Source organism: Azospirillum lipoferum, assembly GCF_024170005.1.
GTDB classification, from domain to species: domain Bacteria; phylum Pseudomonadota; class Alphaproteobacteria; order Azospirillales; family Azospirillaceae; genus Azospirillum; species Azospirillum lipoferum.
In genome coordinates, this window is sequence record NZ_JALJXJ010000009.1 from 1 (window position 1) to 16,111 (window position 16,111).

Annotated in this window: 13 protein-coding genes and 1 rRNA gene; 6 read left to right on the forward strand and 8 right to left on the reverse strand. The window is 67.1% G+C overall.

The genetic code is table 11. The annotated features are described in order from the left end of the window. Together J2848_RS20105 and J2848_RS20110 are read right to left on the reverse strand one after the other, a co-directional pair. Positions 1-93 (reverse strand): 16S ribosomal RNA (locus J2848_RS20105); the annotation flags it as partial. Positions 94-551: 458 nt separating this feature from the next. After that, on the reverse strand, positions 552-2,432 hold the full coding sequence (locus J2848_RS20110) for a right-handed parallel beta-helix repeat-containing protein (RefSeq protein WP_149235242.1): 1,881 nt from the start codon (positions 2,430-2,432) through the stop codon (positions 552-554). Positions 2,433-2,844: 412 nt separating this feature from the next. Here J2848_RS20110 and J2848_RS20115 point away from each other — a divergent pair, with 412 nt between their 5' ends. After that, a complete protein-coding gene (locus J2848_RS20115; protein WP_246194457.1) occupies positions 2,845-3,489 on the forward strand; it encodes a cold-shock protein in 645 nt (214 codons plus the stop codon). 77 nt (positions 3,490-3,566) lie between these two features. Here J2848_RS20115 and J2848_RS20120 read toward each other — a convergent pair whose 3' ends face one another. From J2848_RS20120 to J2848_RS20130, 3 genes are all read right to left on the reverse strand, one after another. After that, positions 3,567-5,291, reverse strand: coding sequence for a ShlB/FhaC/HecB family hemolysin secretion/activation protein (locus J2848_RS20120; protein ID WP_246194455.1), 1,725 nt, complete (start codon positions 5,289-5,291; stop codon positions 3,567-3,569). A 62-nt stretch (positions 5,292-5,353) separates the two neighbouring features. Continuing rightward, on the reverse strand, positions 5,354-7,492 hold the full coding sequence (locus J2848_RS20125) for an adenylate/guanylate cyclase domain-containing protein (RefSeq protein WP_149235240.1): 2,139 nt from the start codon (positions 7,490-7,492) through the stop codon (positions 5,354-5,356). 25 nt (positions 7,493-7,517) lie between these two features. Beyond that, positions 7,518-8,231 (reverse strand): hypothetical protein, encoded by a 714-nt coding sequence (locus J2848_RS20130; RefSeq protein ID WP_149235239.1) that lies wholly within the window; start codon positions 8,229-8,231, stop codon positions 7,518-7,520. Between the two features lie 301 nt (positions 8,232-8,532). Here J2848_RS20130 and phoU point away from each other — a divergent pair, with 301 nt between their 5' ends. The 3 genes from phoU (at position 8,533) to J2848_RS20145 (ending at position 12,159) form a co-directional block, all read left to right on the forward strand. Then, positions 8,533-9,303: a phosphate signaling complex protein PhoU gene (phoU, locus tag J2848_RS20135; protein ID WP_149235238.1), complete on the forward strand. Its 771-nt coding sequence runs from the start codon at positions 8,533-8,535 to the stop codon at positions 9,301-9,303. Positions 9,304-9,565: 262 nt separating this feature from the next. Continuing rightward, entirely contained in the window at positions 9,566-10,720 is a 1,155-nt protein-coding gene (locus J2848_RS20140) for an ATP phosphoribosyltransferase regulatory subunit (protein WP_149235237.1), read from the forward strand. Positions 10,721-10,866: 146 nt separating this feature from the next. Then, entirely contained in the window at positions 10,867-12,159 is a 1,293-nt protein-coding gene (locus J2848_RS20145) for an adenylosuccinate synthase (RefSeq protein ID WP_149235236.1), read from the forward strand. A 71-nt stretch (positions 12,160-12,230) separates the two neighbouring features. Here the strand turns inward: J2848_RS20145 and J2848_RS20150 are convergent, their stop codons facing one another. Together J2848_RS20150 and J2848_RS20155 are read right to left on the reverse strand one after the other, a co-directional pair. Beyond that, entirely contained in the window at positions 12,231-12,935 is a 705-nt protein-coding gene (locus J2848_RS20150) for an SDR family oxidoreductase (RefSeq protein ID WP_149235235.1), read from the reverse strand. A 100-nt stretch (positions 12,936-13,035) separates the two neighbouring features. Beyond that, positions 13,036-13,488, reverse strand: a complete 453-nt coding sequence (locus tag J2848_RS20155; protein WP_109865232.1) for an RrF2 family transcriptional regulator — start codon at positions 13,486-13,488, stop codon at positions 13,036-13,038. Between the two features lie 259 nt (positions 13,489-13,747). On the opposite strand from J2848_RS20155, the gene J2848_RS20160 reads away from it, so the two are divergent. Further along, positions 13,748-14,380 (forward strand): MBL fold metallo-hydrolase, encoded by a 633-nt coding sequence (locus J2848_RS20160; RefSeq protein ID WP_149235234.1) that lies wholly within the window; start codon positions 13,748-13,750, stop codon positions 14,378-14,380. Positions 14,381-14,394: 14 nt separating this feature from the next. On the opposite strand, the gene J2848_RS20165 is transcribed toward J2848_RS20160, so the two are convergent. Further along, positions 14,395-15,216, reverse strand: a complete 822-nt coding sequence (locus J2848_RS20165) for a ParB/RepB/Spo0J family partition protein (protein ID WP_149235233.1) — start codon at positions 15,214-15,216, stop codon at positions 14,395-14,397. Positions 15,217-15,626: 410 nt separating this feature from the next. Between J2848_RS20165 and J2848_RS20170 the strand changes: the two genes are divergently transcribed. Further along, positions 15,627-16,103 (forward strand): class I SAM-dependent methyltransferase, encoded by a 477-nt coding sequence (locus J2848_RS20170; RefSeq protein ID WP_149235232.1) that lies wholly within the window; start codon positions 15,627-15,629, stop codon positions 16,101-16,103. Positions 16,104-16,111 lie beyond the last annotated feature (8 nt).

A 16,111-nucleotide genomic window follows, 5' to 3' on the forward strand; every position in this document is an offset into this window, starting at 1 on the left:
ACTAAGGCCCCCCGAAGGAAACCCTCGTTCGACTTGCATGTGTTAGGCATGCCGCCAGCGTTCGTTCTGAGCCAGGATCAAACTCTCAGGTTCAGTTCGTGACAAAAGCCACGACCGACAGGACCGCCTTAACGATCTCCTGATACGTCGATACTGTTCACAGTCTCTCTGCTCAAAAGATGCACAGACGATCCTCATTGCGCCGATCCCCTTCAGGAAACCAGCACCCCAAGGCCGCAACGGCTACCAACTGCCGCCGCCTGCGCATCCCTTCTCACAACACGGTATTAACTTGTCAAAGAGCCCGCCCGATGCGGAAACCGGAAGCTCGCCCGAACCCTGGGGTTCGGATCGCAAGCACCGGTTTGTCGGGCTTCCCGTTCGCGGGTCGGTCGCTGCCGGTTCGGCGGCGCCGGCGTCGTTCGCGTCGGGAGGCGCTTTATAGGCGACACCTCCCAAACCGCGCAAGTACTTTTTTCGCCCCTCATGACGATTCCTTGACCAGAGGGGTCCGAGGGGGCGCCGGGCGGATCGGCGCCCCCCTCTGCCCGTCAATAGGCGGCGTGGTCCCAGAACTGGGCCATGCTGCTGTCGGCGTGGTAGCCGTCGGTTCCCATCGACGACCAGCTGAGGTCATGGATGCCGTGGGACAGGACCGGGGCATGGTCCTTCAGCGAATAGTCGGCATGGGCGCTGTCCCGGAAGCCCGGATTGAAGACCGCGTCGTTCGGGCCATAGGCACGGCCGTTGGCAGCCACGTTGCCGTCCATGGTCAGCCGGCCGGGGCTGAGCAGCTTCCAGTACTGATCGATCGGGCTGTCGCCGGCGGCAAGATTGTGAATGACCATATTGTCGTGGGGGCGCGCCTCGGCGCCGGCCTTCGGCACCCACTCAAGACGGATGAAGGCGTCCTCCGGGCGGCTGGCGATGCCGAAGTTGTTTTCCAGCAGATTGTTGTCGCCGCCATGGACATAGATGCCGGCCCAGGCAAAGCCCTTCACGAAATTGTCGCGAACGATGACACCGCTGGTCAGATCGTCGAGCGAGATGCCCCAGCCCTTGTGGTCGGTCAGCCAGTTGCCCTTGCCGTCGGTGGCGAGGCCGCCGGTGTCGATCACCTCATTGCCGCGAATGATCGAGCCCATGTCCTTGGCCGAGCGGCCGAGCATCTCGATGCCACCACCATCGGCGGTTTCCTGCCCGACATGGTGGATCTTGTTGAACTCGACGGTGTTGTTGCGGTTCAGCTGGCCGTCATCCCATTCCTTGAAGGACACACCATAACGGGGGGCATCGGTGATGTCGTTGTGGCTGACCAGGGTGTTGCTGCTGCCGACGGCGCCGATGCCGGCCCCGCCCTTGGTGATCTGGCCGATATGCTCGATGGTGTTGGCGTAGATGCGGTTGCCGTTGGCGGCATGGATCATCGACACGCCGTTGTCGCCGAGCTGCTCCATATGGTTGCCGGCGATGCGGCTGTCGTCGGTGCCGTCGAGTGAAACCGCGGTCCCGACATTGACGAAGTGGTTGCCACCGACCGAGTTGCCGTGACCGCCCTGCATCGACAGCGCCGCGCCGTCATAGCGGGTGTCGGAGAAGGTCAGCCCTTCGATGCTGACGTTGCTGGCATTGCTGGCCTTGATCAGCGTGCCGAGCCGGGCGACGACCACGCCGTCCGACTGGAAGCTGCCGGCATGCTCCGGCTTCACCACCAGCTTGCCGTCGCTGGCGCGCCAGCCGAATTCACCGGCGTCGCGGATCAGCGAGGCGTCGTTCATCAGCCGATAGGTGCCACCGGTGCGCAGGCCGTAGGAGGCCGCGTCATCAAGCGTCACCGTGTGATGATACTGGTCGATCGACTTCACAGGCGAGATGTCGTCCTTCAGCCGTTCGGTGTCGAAGGTCTGCACCACCAGACCGGCATGGGGCTTCAAGCCCGAGGGAATGTCGCCGTTCGAGAAGTTGAAGCTGGTCTTGCTGGCGCCGGTGGAGTTGGCCTTCAACACATGCCAGCCGCTGGTCGCGGCATGGGCCGGATCGAAGTCGCCGGTCTGCGCCGCATGCTGGCGCTCGCCGCCGATGCTGACATCCAGGCCATTGGCGGACGAGAGCTTGGCGGAATAGAGGCCTTTGCCCTCATAGGTGAAGCCGGTCACCCGCTCCCCACCGCTCAGCACCGGCGTCTCGCTCTTGTAGGCGAGGAAGCTGTGGCCGTCGTCATGGGAGTCGAGGGTCAGGGTCTTGTTCAGGCGATAGGTGCCGCCACGAACATAGGTGGTGTCGATGTCGCTCGCCCGCATCGCGTCCCGCGCCTTTTCCAGGCTGGCGAAGGGACCGTCGGTGCCGGCGGCGTTGGGAGCGGCGAGCCGCCCGGACCAGCTGTCATTGCCCTTGGTGGACACGAAAAAAGCGGCCTGGTCGGTGGTCGTCATAAGTCAATCCTCCGTTCTGATGGAGGCATGAGTCCAATTTTTTAGTTAAAATTTTATTTACGGCGTAAGTACCGCTGATGGACAGGTTTGAGCTACAAGATCAGTAATTTGCAACGCGATGAACAGACGCGATTTGGTGGCATTGTGATGCGGCTTTGTTTATGAAACCGAACCATCGATGCGGACACGCTTTCGCTTTCCCTAACTCGCGCATTGCGAGTATCGGCCCGTCGCCAAGTGATGCCGCCCATCATCGGAGCGTTACAGGGCATCACCGCACTGGTCATTTTCTGGAATTTTATGATAAGCTCACGGACGCCGGGGCCTTGTTCTTGGTCATACAGCGGTGCCGCGCCCAGTTCAGCGTCAGGGCCGCCCCTCCCCCGGCTACAGGACGTGAAAGGGACCTGTCTTGAGCGAAGAGTTGAAGAACGTCACCGCGACGAACGTCACCGCGACGGTAAAGTGGTTCAAGCCGGAAAAGGGTTTTGGGTTCGTCCGCCTCGCCGATGGCTCCGGCGAGGCTTTCTTGCACGCTTCGGTCCTGGCCGCCGCCTCCCTGCCCAACCCGGTCGAGGGCACGACGGTCGTCTGCGATCTGGCCCAGGGCGCCAAGGGACCCCAGGTCGTCGCCATTCACTCCGCCACGCCACCGGAAACGCCGCCTGCCCCGCGTGCGCGCAACCAGCGCCCACCGCGCGCCACCGCTTCGGCACAACCGATGGGTCAGCAAGGCGGTCAAATCCCCGGAACGGGCGCACAGCCCGAGGAGGGCGGAGAGGCCTTCGCCCGCCCGCCGAAGCCGCCGCGCGAGCGGCGCGAGCGCCATGCGGAGCCGGCCGGCCCGGCCACCATGGCATACGGCACGGTGCGCTGGTACAATCTGGACAGCCAGTCCGGCCTGATCGAACCGTGGGAAGACGGCGCGACCGTCTATTTCGACCGTGCCACCCTGCGCCAGTCGGGTCTGGACATCGTTGCCGACGGCGAGGATGTGCGTTATCTGGCCGTCGGGTCGGAGGATGCGCCGGTGGCTCAGCGGGTCGAGCTGATCTGACGAACTGCCCTTTGCCGTGGTCACCGCCGCGGTCCGGCCGCAACAGGCCGGCCGCGCGGTGGTGACTGTGCGTGACGTCAGAACCGCGTCGACAGGGTGAAGAAGGCGCGCGGGGCTCGGTCCTGCGTGCTGAACGGCGTGGTGATGAAGGGCTTGGCCAGTTCGACGCTGGCGTCGATGCGCTGGAAAACGCCGAATCGCAGGCCGATGCCGGCCGAGGCGAGGGAGCGGCGGCCATGGCGCGTGCCGCCCTCGTAATTATACACCGCCCCATAATCGCCGAAGCCGTAGGCAACCGCGTAATCGAGACCGTCCTCCTGCACCGGCAGGATGTATTGCAGTTCCGCCCGGCCGGCGAAGCCGCTGTCGCCGGTGATCTCCGACGGATCGAAGGCACGGCCGTACTGCTTGCCGCCCAGTCCGTATTCCTCCGCCGACAGCAGTTGGTCGGGGCTGTATTGCGCCTCGCCGGAGAGCACAAGGATCAGCTGATCGGTCAGCGGCTGGTTGCGCTGGGCCGACAGCAGCAGCTTGCGGAAATCGCTGCGCCCACCGCTGCGCGTCAGGTTGGCACTGCCGGATTCGGTGGCGTTCAGGATGTCCAGGCCCTTCGACAGCTCTGCCGTCAGCAGGTTCGACCCGCCCCAGCCGTCGGCGAAATCGTAAGCGACATTGGCGGCGACGATGCGCAGACGGTCCTCTGACAGCTTGTCGCCCAGAGCGTCGGTGCGGCTGTCGCGGATGGTGACGCTGAGGCCGGCGCGCAGCGTCTCCGCCCGGCTGCGGATGAAGGGGTGGGACACCGCCAACCGGCCGGAGGTGGTCAGGCTGTAGAGGTCGAGCGGCCGGACGCTGTCGCCGGGCTGTGACCAGGACCGGCGGACACCATACTCCACCGTCGTGCCCTCGGCATCCACCGGCACGAGTTGGCCGACGTCGAAGAAGCGCAGCTCACGGATCTGCGGGGTGACGATGCCCTGGGCGGTGGTGCGCTCGAACAGGCCGAGCTGGTCCTCGACGCTGGCGACGCCGGTCAGCTGGAACGGACCGATCGAGCGGGTGCCGCGGTTGTCCAGCGACAGAAAGCCGTTGAAGGGCGTCCGCTCCAGCGCCAGGGTCAGGCGCGAGGCGCCGGGCGTGTCGGGCGACGCCTCCAGCACCGTCTTCACGGCGACGCCGGGCAGATCGTCGGCCAGCAGGACGTAGCGTTCCATGTCCGCCATGCGCAGCGGGCGGGAGGCCTTGATCTTCTCCCCCATCCGCCGCAACAGGCCGAGCCGGTCAGTCGCTTCGCCCTGGACGATCACCTCGTCGACATAGCCCTCCACCACCTGGAGGCGGACGACGCCATCGCGGATGCGCTGGGCCGGCACCACCGCCTGCGACAGCACATAGCCGTCGTTGCGGTAGCGCGCGGTGATGGCGTCGCGGATGGCGTAGAGGTCGGCCAGCGTCACCGGCTTGCCCAGCTTGTCGCGCCACAGGGCGGACAGGCTGTCGCCGTCATAGACGCTGTTGCCGTCGATGCGGATCTCGGTCAGCGTCAGGGTGATGCGCTCGGCATCGCGCGGTGGCGGCGCCTTCTCCGGCGCCGGCATCTCGATTTCCGGCGAGGATTGCGGCACGGCCGGCCGTTCGAAACGCTGCTCCAACCGGTTGGGGTCGAGCGAGGGCGGCAGCACCGGCGACGGAGCAGGCGCAACCGCCTGGGCCAGCGCCGGCAGCGGAGCGGCGACGCCCGCCAGCAGCAGGGCGGACAGACGGGCGATGCGCCGGAAGCGGCGGGGCGCGAAAATGGGCATGACGGTTCGGGACACGGCTTGTCGTCGGTAAAGTGTTTGGCGGCAGGCTATTTATCGGTGGACTATTTGTCGGTGAGGGCGGTCACGCCGGCCCAGCCCGGCTCGGCCGGCAGACCGACGCGCTTTTCCGCCTTGTGCAGCATCGCCAGCGCGGCACCATCGGCGGCGACCAGGGCACGGAAACCGACGGTGGCGGCCTCGAACCGGCCGGCGCGCCAGTCGTCGAGGGCAGCGGCGTAGGCGGTGCGCTGGGCGCGATCCTCCTCATCGGCGCGGCGGGCGTCGGACAGCGGTTCGAATACCTCCACCGGTTCGCTGCGGCCGACGACCTGGACGATATCGAGCGCGCGGAAGGCATCCGGGTCGCCATGGTGGCGCATGGTCTCGCCACTGACCATCAGCGCGGTGTTGTAGTATTTGTTGGCACCTTCCAGCCGGGAGGCCAGATTCACCGTGTCGCCCATCACCGTGTAGTTGAAGCGTCGGGGCGAGCCGATGTTGCCGATCAGCGCCGGGCCGGTGGCGATGCCGATGCGGTTGGAGCCGCGCCCGCTGGAGGTCGCCAGCAGGGTCGGATCGTCCGCCATCGCCTGACGCATCGCCAGGGCGGCAGACACCGCGGCGCGGGCATGATTGTCGATGGCATAGGGGGCACCGAACACCGCCAGCACCGCGTCGCCGATGTATTTATCGACAAAGCCGCCATGCGCCTCGATGATGTCGGTCATCACCGTGAAATAGCGGTTGAGGACGGTCACCAGCGCTTCCGGCTCCATCCCCTCCGACATCTTGGTGAAGCCGGCGATGTCGCAGAACAGGATGGACAGGTCGCGCTCCTCCCCGCCCAGGCTGGGCGACTGGCCCGACGCGATCATGTCGTCGATCAGCGATCCCGGCAGGTAGAGCTTGAAGGCGTTGCGGATGTGCCGCTGGTCGCGGTCCAGCACGGCGAAGCGGAAACCGAGCGCCAGCGGAAAGACCAGCAGCGCCGCCAGTGCCGCTTGCAGATAGGGCAGCACCAGGCCGCCTTGGAAGGCTTCCACCGCTATGCCGCTCCATCCCGCCAGCAGCAGGAGCAGGCCGGCCGCGGCCACCAACGGGCGGGTCGCCAGCGTCACCAGGGCGGCCAGACCGGCCAGCAGCAGGACCAGCGCCGCAGCGGCCGGCCGGCCGGCTTCCTCCAGCGCATCGTGCGCGATCAGGTTGGAGATGGCGGCGGCATGGATATAGACGCCGGGAATGCTGTCGCGGGTGCGGCCGGCAACATACAGTTCGCTCATCACCGGCAGGGCGCAGCGTTCGGGAAGACCAACCCCTTCCGGCTTGGTGACCCAGCGGTTGGAGGAGAGCTTGCGGTCCTCCACATCCAGCACGGTGCCGACCATCACCGCCTTGCCCTTGAAGTGTTTGGCGAAAAAGTCGGTCTTGCCGGCTTCGGCGCAGGCATACAGGTCGGCCAGCGAATAGGTCGGAATGGACCCTGCGGCCGTGGCATGGTTGACCAGCAGCCGGTTGCCCTCCCCGCCCGGCACCCGGTAGCCGCCCAGCGTGGCGGAGCCGTCGGCCCCACGCTCCAGCGGTGCCTTCAGCGCCCGCGACGCCACCTCTACCGCCATGCCCGGCTCGGCCTTCGGCTGGCCATCCGGACCGGTCACGCCCAGCGTCAGCGGCACCCGGCGCAGCACGCCGTCGGCATCCTCGACCAGATTGACCGAGCGGACGTTGTTGACCCCGGCGGCGATCATGTAGCCGCGATAGGGCATCAGCGGATCGCTCTGATGCTGCACCTTGGCGAGCACCAGCCGCCCCTCCTTGCCGCCGCGGCGCAGAGTCAGCAGATAGTCGCGCTCGAAACCCGGGATCAGCGTCTCGACCGAGGTCGGGTGGACGAGGTCAAGCCCGATGGCCGCCGCCCCGCCGTCGAGCATGGCGCCGAGCACCGTACCCAGCCGCGGCCCCCACAACGCCTGCGGCGTGCCGGCAAAGGGCGGGCGGCGGTAGGTTTCCTCATCGATGCCGACCACCACCACCGGCGACAGGTCGGGCGCCGGCCGGGGACCATGCACCCGCTCCCTCAGCCAATAGAGGCTGTCGATCGACGGCCCCTGCAACATGGACGAGACGGCCAGCACCAGCAGCGATGCGACTACCGGCGCCACCGCGCCGAGCAGGACCAGCCGGACGCGCCGGGGCAGCCTCATCCTGTCCAATGGTCGTGCCCGCCGCTCAGAAGCGGATCAGCCGGCCGAGCGCCGGGCCGCCACCGGCCGACGCCTTCTCATCGATCTTCACCACGAAGGATTTTTGTCCGGCAGAGATCCTGTAGAGGCCGCCCGGCTCCAGCCCGGCACCGGTCTTCGCGGTGTCCAGCGTGCTGCCGGGGACATTCACCGTGCTCAGCGCGATGCCCTGCACGTCCAGCCGGTCGATGGTCACCGGGCCGGGGGCCGACAGGATCAGCACCGGGTGGGTCTTGAACAGGGTCAGGTCCGGCTTCGGCAGCTGCGCCTTCATGCCCGGCAGGGCAATGGGCGCGCTGCGGAAGACGGTCACCCCCGCCTTGCCCGCCTCGTTGGAGGCCAGCAGCAGCTTGCCGCCGTCGCAAGGCAGCGTATGGCGATCGATGCTGCCGCCCTGCACCGCCGACTCGCGGGAGCCGATCGTCACCGAACCGCCGGTGATCGTCTCGTTCACGCAGGATTCCAGATAGCTCAGCGTCAGCGTCTGGCCAGCCTTCAGAGCCACGGTCCGACCGGCCGCCACGTAATCCATCGGCTGCACGCCGTCGACGCCGTCCGACACATCCTCGACCAATGCGGTGGGCGCCGCCGTCGGATCGGCAGCGAGCGCCAGCGGCGATGCAGCCAGGAGAAGCAGGGCTCCTGAGGCAACGGCGCGGGCAGGCATCTTGAAGGCTGGCATCTGGAACGCGACGGACATGAAGGAACGGCCTCCCGGTCAAAGCAGGGGGCGATACCCCCTACGGACGGCTTCAATACGGCTCCCGTTCCCTTTAGCGAAGTTACCGAGTTACTTCAAATCCAATACGCTGCTGCTGGCGACGGTCACGGCGACGGCACCAGTATAGACCGGCCGCCCAAGCGACACATGATTGTCAAGGAAGTGAAATAATCCCGCCACACCGCCGTCATGACCAGGGGCTAATATACACGTCCCGCGCGTGGCGACCTTCCGGAGCGCTGCGCATGGAACGGACATCATTGGAGCGTCGCGACCGAACATGGGTACCGAACACATCGTCCGCTCCTTCGCGCAGGAATTGCAACGCCTGTCCAACCTCGTCACCCAGATGGGCGGCGTGGCGGAGGCGCAGGTGGAGGCCGCGGTGAAGGCGGTGACCCGCCGCGACGTCGGGCTCGCCTCCCAGGTGATGCAGGCCGACGCCCGGCTCGACGCCTACGAGCGCGACATTGACGCGGAGGCGGTGCGGCTGCTGGCCCTGCGCCAGCCGATGGCGCAGGATTTGCGCGAGATCGTCTCGGCCCTGAAGGTCTCCGCCGATCTGGAGCGCATCGGCGACTATGCCGCCAACGTCGCCAAGCGATCGCTGGCGCTGGCCCAGGTGCCGGTGGTGCGCCCGGCGGCCGGCATCCCGCGCATGGGCCGGCTGGTCGAGGCGATCCTGAAGGACGTGCTCGACGCCTATATCGAGCGCGACGTCGACAAGGCCATCGCCGCCTGGGAGCGCGACGAGGAGTTGGACGACCTCTACACCAGCCTGTTCCGCGAGGTCCTGACCTATATGATGGAGGATCCGCGCAACATCACGCCCTGCACGCACCTGCTGTTCATGGCGAAGAATCTGGAGCGCATCGGCGACCACGCCACCAACATCGCCGAGATCATCCATTTCCTGGTGGTCGGCTCGCCGCTGACCGTGCTGCGCCCGAAGAACGACGGCAGCAGCTTCGCCGTGGTGTCGCCGACGGCACCGGACATCGACCCGGCGCTCCCGCTCGACGAAGACGCCGGCCCCGCCGACGCCGGCTGAGTCCCGACAGCCATAATCGCCCTCTCCCGCCCCGGGAGAGGGAGCGATGCTCCCTGCCCCCCCTGCGCCCTTGTTCCCACCGCCACCGGCAGCGACACTTTGTCCGGCCGCCTGCGGCGGATCCGCCCGCGCAGGGGAGATACCGCCACGGTGCGGGGCTTTTCCGTTTGCATGCGGCGCGGGTGTCGGGTATTAGCCCGCCCCGTGTGCCCGACATTCGCCGCGGCATCCCTGTCCCTGCCTGCAACGAGACACGCTGGTCATGCCCGCCGACGCACTGAGCTCCGCCCTGCTTCCCGCCGGACTGCACGACGTGCTGCCGTCCGAAGCGGCGCATGAGGCGGCTGCCGTCGAACGCCTGCTGGCGGAATTCGCCGCGCAGGGCTACCGCCGCGTCGACCCGCCGCTGGTGGAGTTCGAAGAGAACCTGCTCTCCGGCCCCGGCGCGGCGATGTCCAAGCAGACCTTCCGGCTGATGGACCCGCATTCGCAGCGGATGATGGCGGTCCGCGCCGACATCACCCCACAGATCGCCCGCATCGCCACCACCCGCCTGAAGAACGAGGCCCGGCCGCTGCGCCTGTGCTACGCCGGACAGGTACTGCGGGTGAAAGGGTCGCAGCTGCGCCCCGAACGCCAGTTCACCCAGGTCGGCGTCGAGCTGATCGGTGCGCTGGAGGCGGAGGCCGACGCCGAGGTGGTGCTGCTGGCGGTCCAGGCGCTGACCGCCATCGGCGTGCCGCACCTGTCGGTCGACCTCTGCGTGCCCACCATGGTGTCGCGCATCTGCGCCGGGCTCGGCCTGGGCGATGACGAGATCCGCCAGCTGCGCGCGGCGCTCGACCGCAAGGACTCGGCCGCCGTGGCGGCCGTCGGCGGCCCGGCCGCCTCGCTGCTGGAAACGCTGATGAACGCGTCCGGCCCGGCCGACCGCGCCATGCAGGCGCTGGCCGACCTGCCGCTGCCGGAGGGCGCCGAGAAGGACCGCCGCCGGCTGACCGACACGCTGGCCCTGCTGCGCGCGGCGATGCCCGACCTGACGGTGACCATCGATCTGGTGGAGCATCGCGGCTTCGAATACCAGACCGGCCTCAGCTTCACGCTGTTCTCCCGCGCTGCGGGGGAACTGGGCCAGGGCGGGCGCTACCGTGCCGGCGCCCAGGGTGAGGATCGCGGCGAGCCCGCGACCGGCTTCACGCTCTATATGGACACGCTGCTGCGCGCGGTTCCGGCGGCCAAGGCCCCAGGCCGGGTCTATGTGCCGCATGGCTGCGGCTGGGAAGCGGCGCGCAGGCTGCGGGCCGAAGGATGGGTGACGGTCGCCGGGCTGGCCCCGGTGACCGATGCGGCCGCGGAAGCCAGACGGCTCCAGTGCGGCCATTGGCTGGCTGGCGGGGACGTCAAGCCGGTCGGATGACCCTGGGTTCACATGACTTGAGTTCAGGCGATTTGAGTTCAAGCGAGTTGGGTTCAGGGTGAACGGGCCCCCACGCCGCGCGGATGGTACCCTGCGGTGGATCGGGAGGCTGAGCGGTTCCTTTTGAAGTTTTGCGGAGACGAGAGATGGCCAACGTTGCGGTGGTCGGCGCCCAGTGGGGCGACGAGGGCAAGGGCAAGATCGTCGACTGGCTGTCCAGCCGGGCCGATGTGGTGGTGCGCTTCCAGGGCGGTCACAACGCCGGCCACACGCTGGTGATCAACGGCGTCGAATACAAGCTGAGCCTGCTGCCCTCCGGTGTCGTGCGCCAGAGCAAGCTGTCGGTCATCGGCAACGGCGTCGTCTTCGACCCGTGGGCCTTCATCCGCGAAGTCAACGCGATCAAGGAAAAGGGCGTCACCGTCAACCCGGAAAACCTGATCGTCGCCGAGAATGTCCCGCTGATCCTGCCGGTGCACAGCGCTCTCGACAAGGCACGCGAGGAGGCCAAGGGCGCCGGCAAGATCGGCACCACCGGCCGCGGCATCGGCCCGGCCTATGAGGACAAGGTCGCCCGCCGCGCCATCCGCCTGTGCGACCTGACCGACGACGCCGTTCTGGTCGAGAAGGTCGACGCCCTGCTCGCCCACCACAACGCGCTGTTCCGCGCGCTGGGCGCGCCGGAGATGACCCCGGCCGACATCCTGGAGCCGCTGCGCGAGATCGCGCCGCAGGTCCTGCCTTACGCCGCCGTCGTCTGGAAGCAGCTGGACGAGCTGCGCCGCGCCGGCAAGCGCATCCTGTTCGAAGGCGCCCAGGGCACGATGCTGGACATCGACCACGGCACCTACCCGTACGTCACCTCCTCCAACACGGTGGCCGGCAACGCCGCCGCCGGCAGCGGCATGGGCCCGCGCGCCGTCGGCTATGTGCTGGGCATCTGCAAGGCCTACACCACCCGCGTCGGTTCCGGCCCCTTCCCGACCGAGCTGACCGACGACATCGGCGAGCTGATCGGCCAGAAAGGCAAGGAGTTCGGCGTCGTCACCGGGCGCAAGCGCCGCTGCGGCTGGTTCGACGCCGTCATGGTCCGCCAGGCGATCAAGACCGGCGGCATCGACGGCATCGCCCTGACCAAGCTGGACGTGCTGGACGGCTTCGACGAGGTCAAGGTCTGCGTCGGCTACCGGCTGGACGGCCAGGAGATCGACTATTACCCGGCGAATGCCGGCGCCCAGGCCCGCGTCGAGCCGATCTACGAGACCTTCGAAGGCTGGAAGGACACCACCCGCGGCGCCCGCTCCTGGGCGGAGCTGCCGGCCCAGGCGGTCAAGTATGTCCGCCACATCGAAGAGCTGATCCAGGCCCCGGTCGCCCTGCTGTCGACCAGCCCGGAACGCGACGACACCATCCTGATGACGGACCCCTTCGCCGACTGAGTTGGCGGGAGGTTCCCAAGAAAAAAGGGCCGGCATTTCGCCGGCCCTTTTTCGTTTCTACGGCCCCCCACTCAAACCGACCGCGTCAACCCGCCATCGACCCGGATGTTCTGGCCGGTGATATAGCCGGCGCCCGGCGAGGCCAGGAAGGCCACCGTCGCCGCGATCTCCTCACTGCTGCCATAGCGCTGCATGGGCACGCTCTGGCGCCGTTCCTCGGTCGCGGGCAGGCTGTCGATCCAACCGGGCAGGACGTTGTTCATCCGCACATTGTCTGCCGCATACTGCTCGGCGAAGATCTTGGTGTAGGCGGCCAGACCGGCCCGCGCCACGGCGGAGGTCGGGAACATGGCGCTCGGCTCGAACGCCCAGGCGGTGGAGATATTGACGATCGAGCCGCCCTTCTGCCCGACCATGATCGGCGCCACCAGCCGGACCGCCCGCACGACATTGAGGAAATAAACCTCGATGCCACGGTGCCAGTCCTCGTCGCTGATCTCCAGCAGGGGACCGCGCGGACCATGGCCGGCGCTGTTGACCAGCGCGTCGATGCGGCCCCAGCGCTGCATGGTGGCATCGACCAGCCGCTTCAGGTCGTCGCTGGACTGGTTCGACCCGGTGACGCCGAGGCCGCCCAACTCATCCGCCAGCGCCTCGCCCTTGCCGGAGGAGGACAGGATCGCGACCTTGAACCCGTCGGCCGCCAGCCGGCGCGCCGAGGCCGCTCCCATGCCGCTGCCGCCGGCCGTGATGACGGCCACCTTCTCGTCAGACATCCGCAACCCTCCTGAAACCACGTTGGTCCCGCCAACCATAGGGATGCGGGAGCATGGTCTCAAACGCGAATTCAGGATGGAAGGGCGGAGCCGGACAGCGTCAGATGTCGAAGTTCGCGGCGATGTTGCCGGTGGACTGGCGGTGGCGCAGCGCGTCGGCCAGCGTCCGGTTGTCCAGCACCGCGGCGGTGGCGTCGCGGACCTGGACCATCAGCCAGCGGACCGAGCAGGTCTCCGTATCGATGCAGTCCTCGCACGGCCGGAAGGAGGCCTTGCTGGCACAGGGGATCGGGGCGAGATGGCCGTCGATCAGGCGGATCACCTCGCCGAAGGTGATCTCGGCGGCGGGACGGGCCAGCCGGTAACCGCCGCTCTTGCCGCGCTTGGCGAACAGGACGCCTTCCTTGCGCAACTCGACCAGGATCGCTTCCAGGAACTTGCGCGGGATGTTCTCACGCTCGGCGATGTCGGCGATCAGGATCAGGTCGCCATTGTCCTTCTCCGCCAGCATGATCAGGGCACGCAACGCGTATTTGGCTTTCTGCGACAGCATTCCGGCGGAATCCGTATGATTTGCGGCGACGGCAAGATGGTCCGCCCCGATCTAAAGCTTCAGTGGTTAACATTTCGTACCGGCCCGCTATTCCACCCAAAGGCGCAATCCCGGCCCGGATCAGCGGACCTTAGCCAGATTCTCCGGGCAATGCGACCGGCTTTGCGCGAATGGTTTGCGGCAGCCGTCGCGGGCGCGTTAAGGTCGCCCTGCCCATGGGGTCAATCCGCCATTTTCCCGCAGAGTCGAAGGTCAGGACATGCAGTACGCCATCGTTCCGGTCACCCCGTTCCAGCAGAACTGCACGGTGCTCTGGTGCCCCGAGACGATGAAGGGTGCCGCCATCGATCCCGGCGGTGACCTTGACCGCATCCTGGCGGCGGCGAAGGCGAAGGGCGTGACGCTGGAGAAGATCCTGGTTACCCACGGCCACATCGACCATGCCGGCGGCGTCGCCGATCTGGCCGACAAGCTGTCGCTGCCGATCGAGGGGCCGCAGCGCGAGGACCAGTTCTGGATCGACGGTATGCCGATGCAGAGCCAGATGTTCGGCTTCCCGCCGGTCCGCTCCTTCACGCCCGGCCGCTGGCTGGAGGAGGGTGATACGGTGACCGTCGGCCACCAGACGCTGGAGGTCCGCCACTGCCCCGGCCACACCCCCGGCCATGTGGTGTTCGTCCACCGGCCATCGAAGCTCGCCATCGTCGGCGACGTTCTGTTCCAGGGCTCGATCGGCCGCACCGACTTCCCCAAGGGCAACTTCGCCGACCTGATCGCTTCGATCCGCGACAAGCTGTTCCCCTACGGCGACGACATCGCCTTCATCCCCGGGCACGGCCCGATGTCGACCTTCGGCGAGGAGCGGCTCTACAACCCCTTCCTGAACGACTGAGGACGCCCAACCCCTCAATCCACCGCCGGATCGTCGCCCAGCAGCAGGTCGATGCGCCGGCGCAGGCTGATCAGTTCGCGCCGCTGCATGTCGTCGACATAGGCGCGGTGTTCGCGCGGATCGCCCAGCCGGGCGGTGGCGCGGCGGAGCGCGTCGAGAAAGCGGCCGACCGCCGACATGGTGCGCAGCGACGGCTCCTTGGCGGCGTCCTTGCGGCTGCGCGCGGCCTGGACGGTGCCGTCGCCGGCCTTCACCTGCTCCCACAGGGCGATCTGCTCGTCCAGATCCTTGATCCAGGCGATCTCGATCAGGGTGGAACGGGACACGTCGTGGTGGGCGGCGGCATATTCCTGCTTGATCGTCTCCGGCAGGCTGTTCAGCCGCAGGGTATGGCTGACGTTGCTCTGGCTCTTGCCGATGATGCGGCCCAGTTGCTCCTGGGTATAGCCGAAACGCTCGATCAGCCGGGCCAGCGCCTCAGCCAGTTCCAGCGCGTCCAGATCGACGCGCTGCACATTCTCCACCAGCGTCAGCTCGTCCGGGTTGCCGGAGGTGACCAGCGCGTAGATGGTCGCCAGCCCCAGCATCTCGTGCGCCCGCAGCCGCCGTTCGCCGGCGACCAGACGGTGTCCGCCGACGACCTCCTGCACCAGGACCGGCTGCTTCAACCCGTAATGGGCGATCGAGTCGGCCAGCCCCTGCATTTCCTGTGGGTCGAAGTGGCGACGCGGCATGCTGGGGTTGCGCATGATCCTGGCGACGTCGAGTTCCAACAGCCGGGGCGGCTTGCCCGTATCGTCGAACAGATCCGAATGATCGGGTGCGAGCGTCGGCATGTCCTGGTCTGGTCCCCTGGTCCCCAATCCGTCCGGTGTCCTTCCGGTTCCGCAACGGTGCCCGGCACTCACGGCCCTGTCAACGGTACAGTGGAAGAAAAGGAGAACATCGCCCCCACAATGCCTCTGCTATGCTGCGGTTGCGAGAATCCGACTTGAATAGTCGATGAAAAGGAACCGTCATCGCGGAGTCACCGTTTTGTTAAACGATCATTCAAAATCCATTCGGCTGGCGCAACGAAACGTAACTGAGTAGAAAGGGTTTAAGCAGAGCCGAGGAATTGATCCGGCGTCTGTTGGGAGGTCGGTCGATGTCACTTGCTGAACGCAAGCTTTTTGTCGAGCGCTGGATTCGCTCACCCCTGAAGGTCGCGTCGGTAACTCCAAGCGGACCTGAGCTGTGCCGGACGATGGCGAAGGCCGCCGGTTGCAGCCCAACACGGCGGGTGGTGGAGTTGGGGCCGGGCACCGGTCCGGTCACGTCGGCCCTTCTGGCCCATGGCGTCACCCCCGACAATCTGCTGATGGTCGAACTCGACCCCGCCTTCGCCGACCATCTGTCGATCCTGCACCCCAACGCCACGGTGGTGCGCGGCGACGCGACGCGGGTCCACCGCATCGTCCAGGCCCATGGCTGGGAGACCTGCGACGCGGTGGTGTCGGGCCTGCCGCTGATCGCCATGCCGCTGTCGGTGCAGGCACGGATCGTGCGCGGCGCCTTTTCCGTGCTGGCGCCCGACGGGGTTTTCGTGCAATTCACCTATGGTCCCTTCGCCCCGGTCAATCCGGAACTGATCCGGCGGCTGCGGCTGAAGCCGCGGCGTCATGCCTGGATCGCCCGGAACCTGCCGCCGGCGTCGGTCTGGACCTTCCGCCGGCTGCCCTGACGACGAGT

Coding starts and splice junctions, on each gene's coding strand:
- J2848_RS20110 (WP_149235242.1), bottom strand. CDS start 2,432: ATGACGACCACCGACCAGGCCGCTTTTTTCGTGTCCACCAAGGGCAAT.
- phoU (WP_149235238.1), top strand. CDS start 8,533: ATGGGTACCGAACACATCGTCCGCTCCTTCGCGCAGGAATTGCAACGC.
- J2848_RS20170 (WP_149235232.1), top strand. CDS start 15,627: ATGGCGAAGGCCGCCGGTTGCAGCCCAACACGGCGGGTGGTGGAGTTG.
- J2848_RS20165 (WP_149235233.1), bottom strand. CDS start 15,216: ATGCCGACGCTCGCACCCGATCATTCGGATCTGTTCGACGATACGGGC.
- J2848_RS20130 (WP_149235239.1), bottom strand. CDS start 8,231: ATGTCCGTCGCGTTCCAGATGCCAGCCTTCAAGATGCCTGCCCGCGCC.
- J2848_RS20150 (WP_149235235.1), bottom strand. CDS start 12,935: ATGTCTGACGAGAAGGTGGCCGTCATCACGGCCGGCGGCAGCGGCATG.
- J2848_RS20160 (WP_149235234.1), top strand. CDS start 13,748: ATGCAGTACGCCATCGTTCCGGTCACCCCGTTCCAGCAGAACTGCACG.
- J2848_RS20125 (WP_149235240.1), bottom strand. CDS start 7,492: ATGAGGCTGCCCCGGCGCGTCCGGCTGGTCCTGCTCGGCGCGGTGGCG.
- J2848_RS20140 (WP_149235237.1), top strand. CDS start 9,566: ATGCCCGCCGACGCACTGAGCTCCGCCCTGCTTCCCGCCGGACTGCAC.
- J2848_RS20145 (WP_149235236.1), top strand. CDS start 10,867: ATGGCCAACGTTGCGGTGGTCGGCGCCCAGTGGGGCGACGAGGGCAAG.
- J2848_RS20120 (WP_246194455.1), bottom strand. CDS start 5,291: ATGCCCATTTTCGCGCCCCGCCGCTTCCGGCGCATCGCCCGTCTGTCC.
- J2848_RS20155 (WP_109865232.1), bottom strand. CDS start 13,488: ATGCTGTCGCAGAAAGCCAAATACGCGTTGCGTGCCCTGATCATGCTG.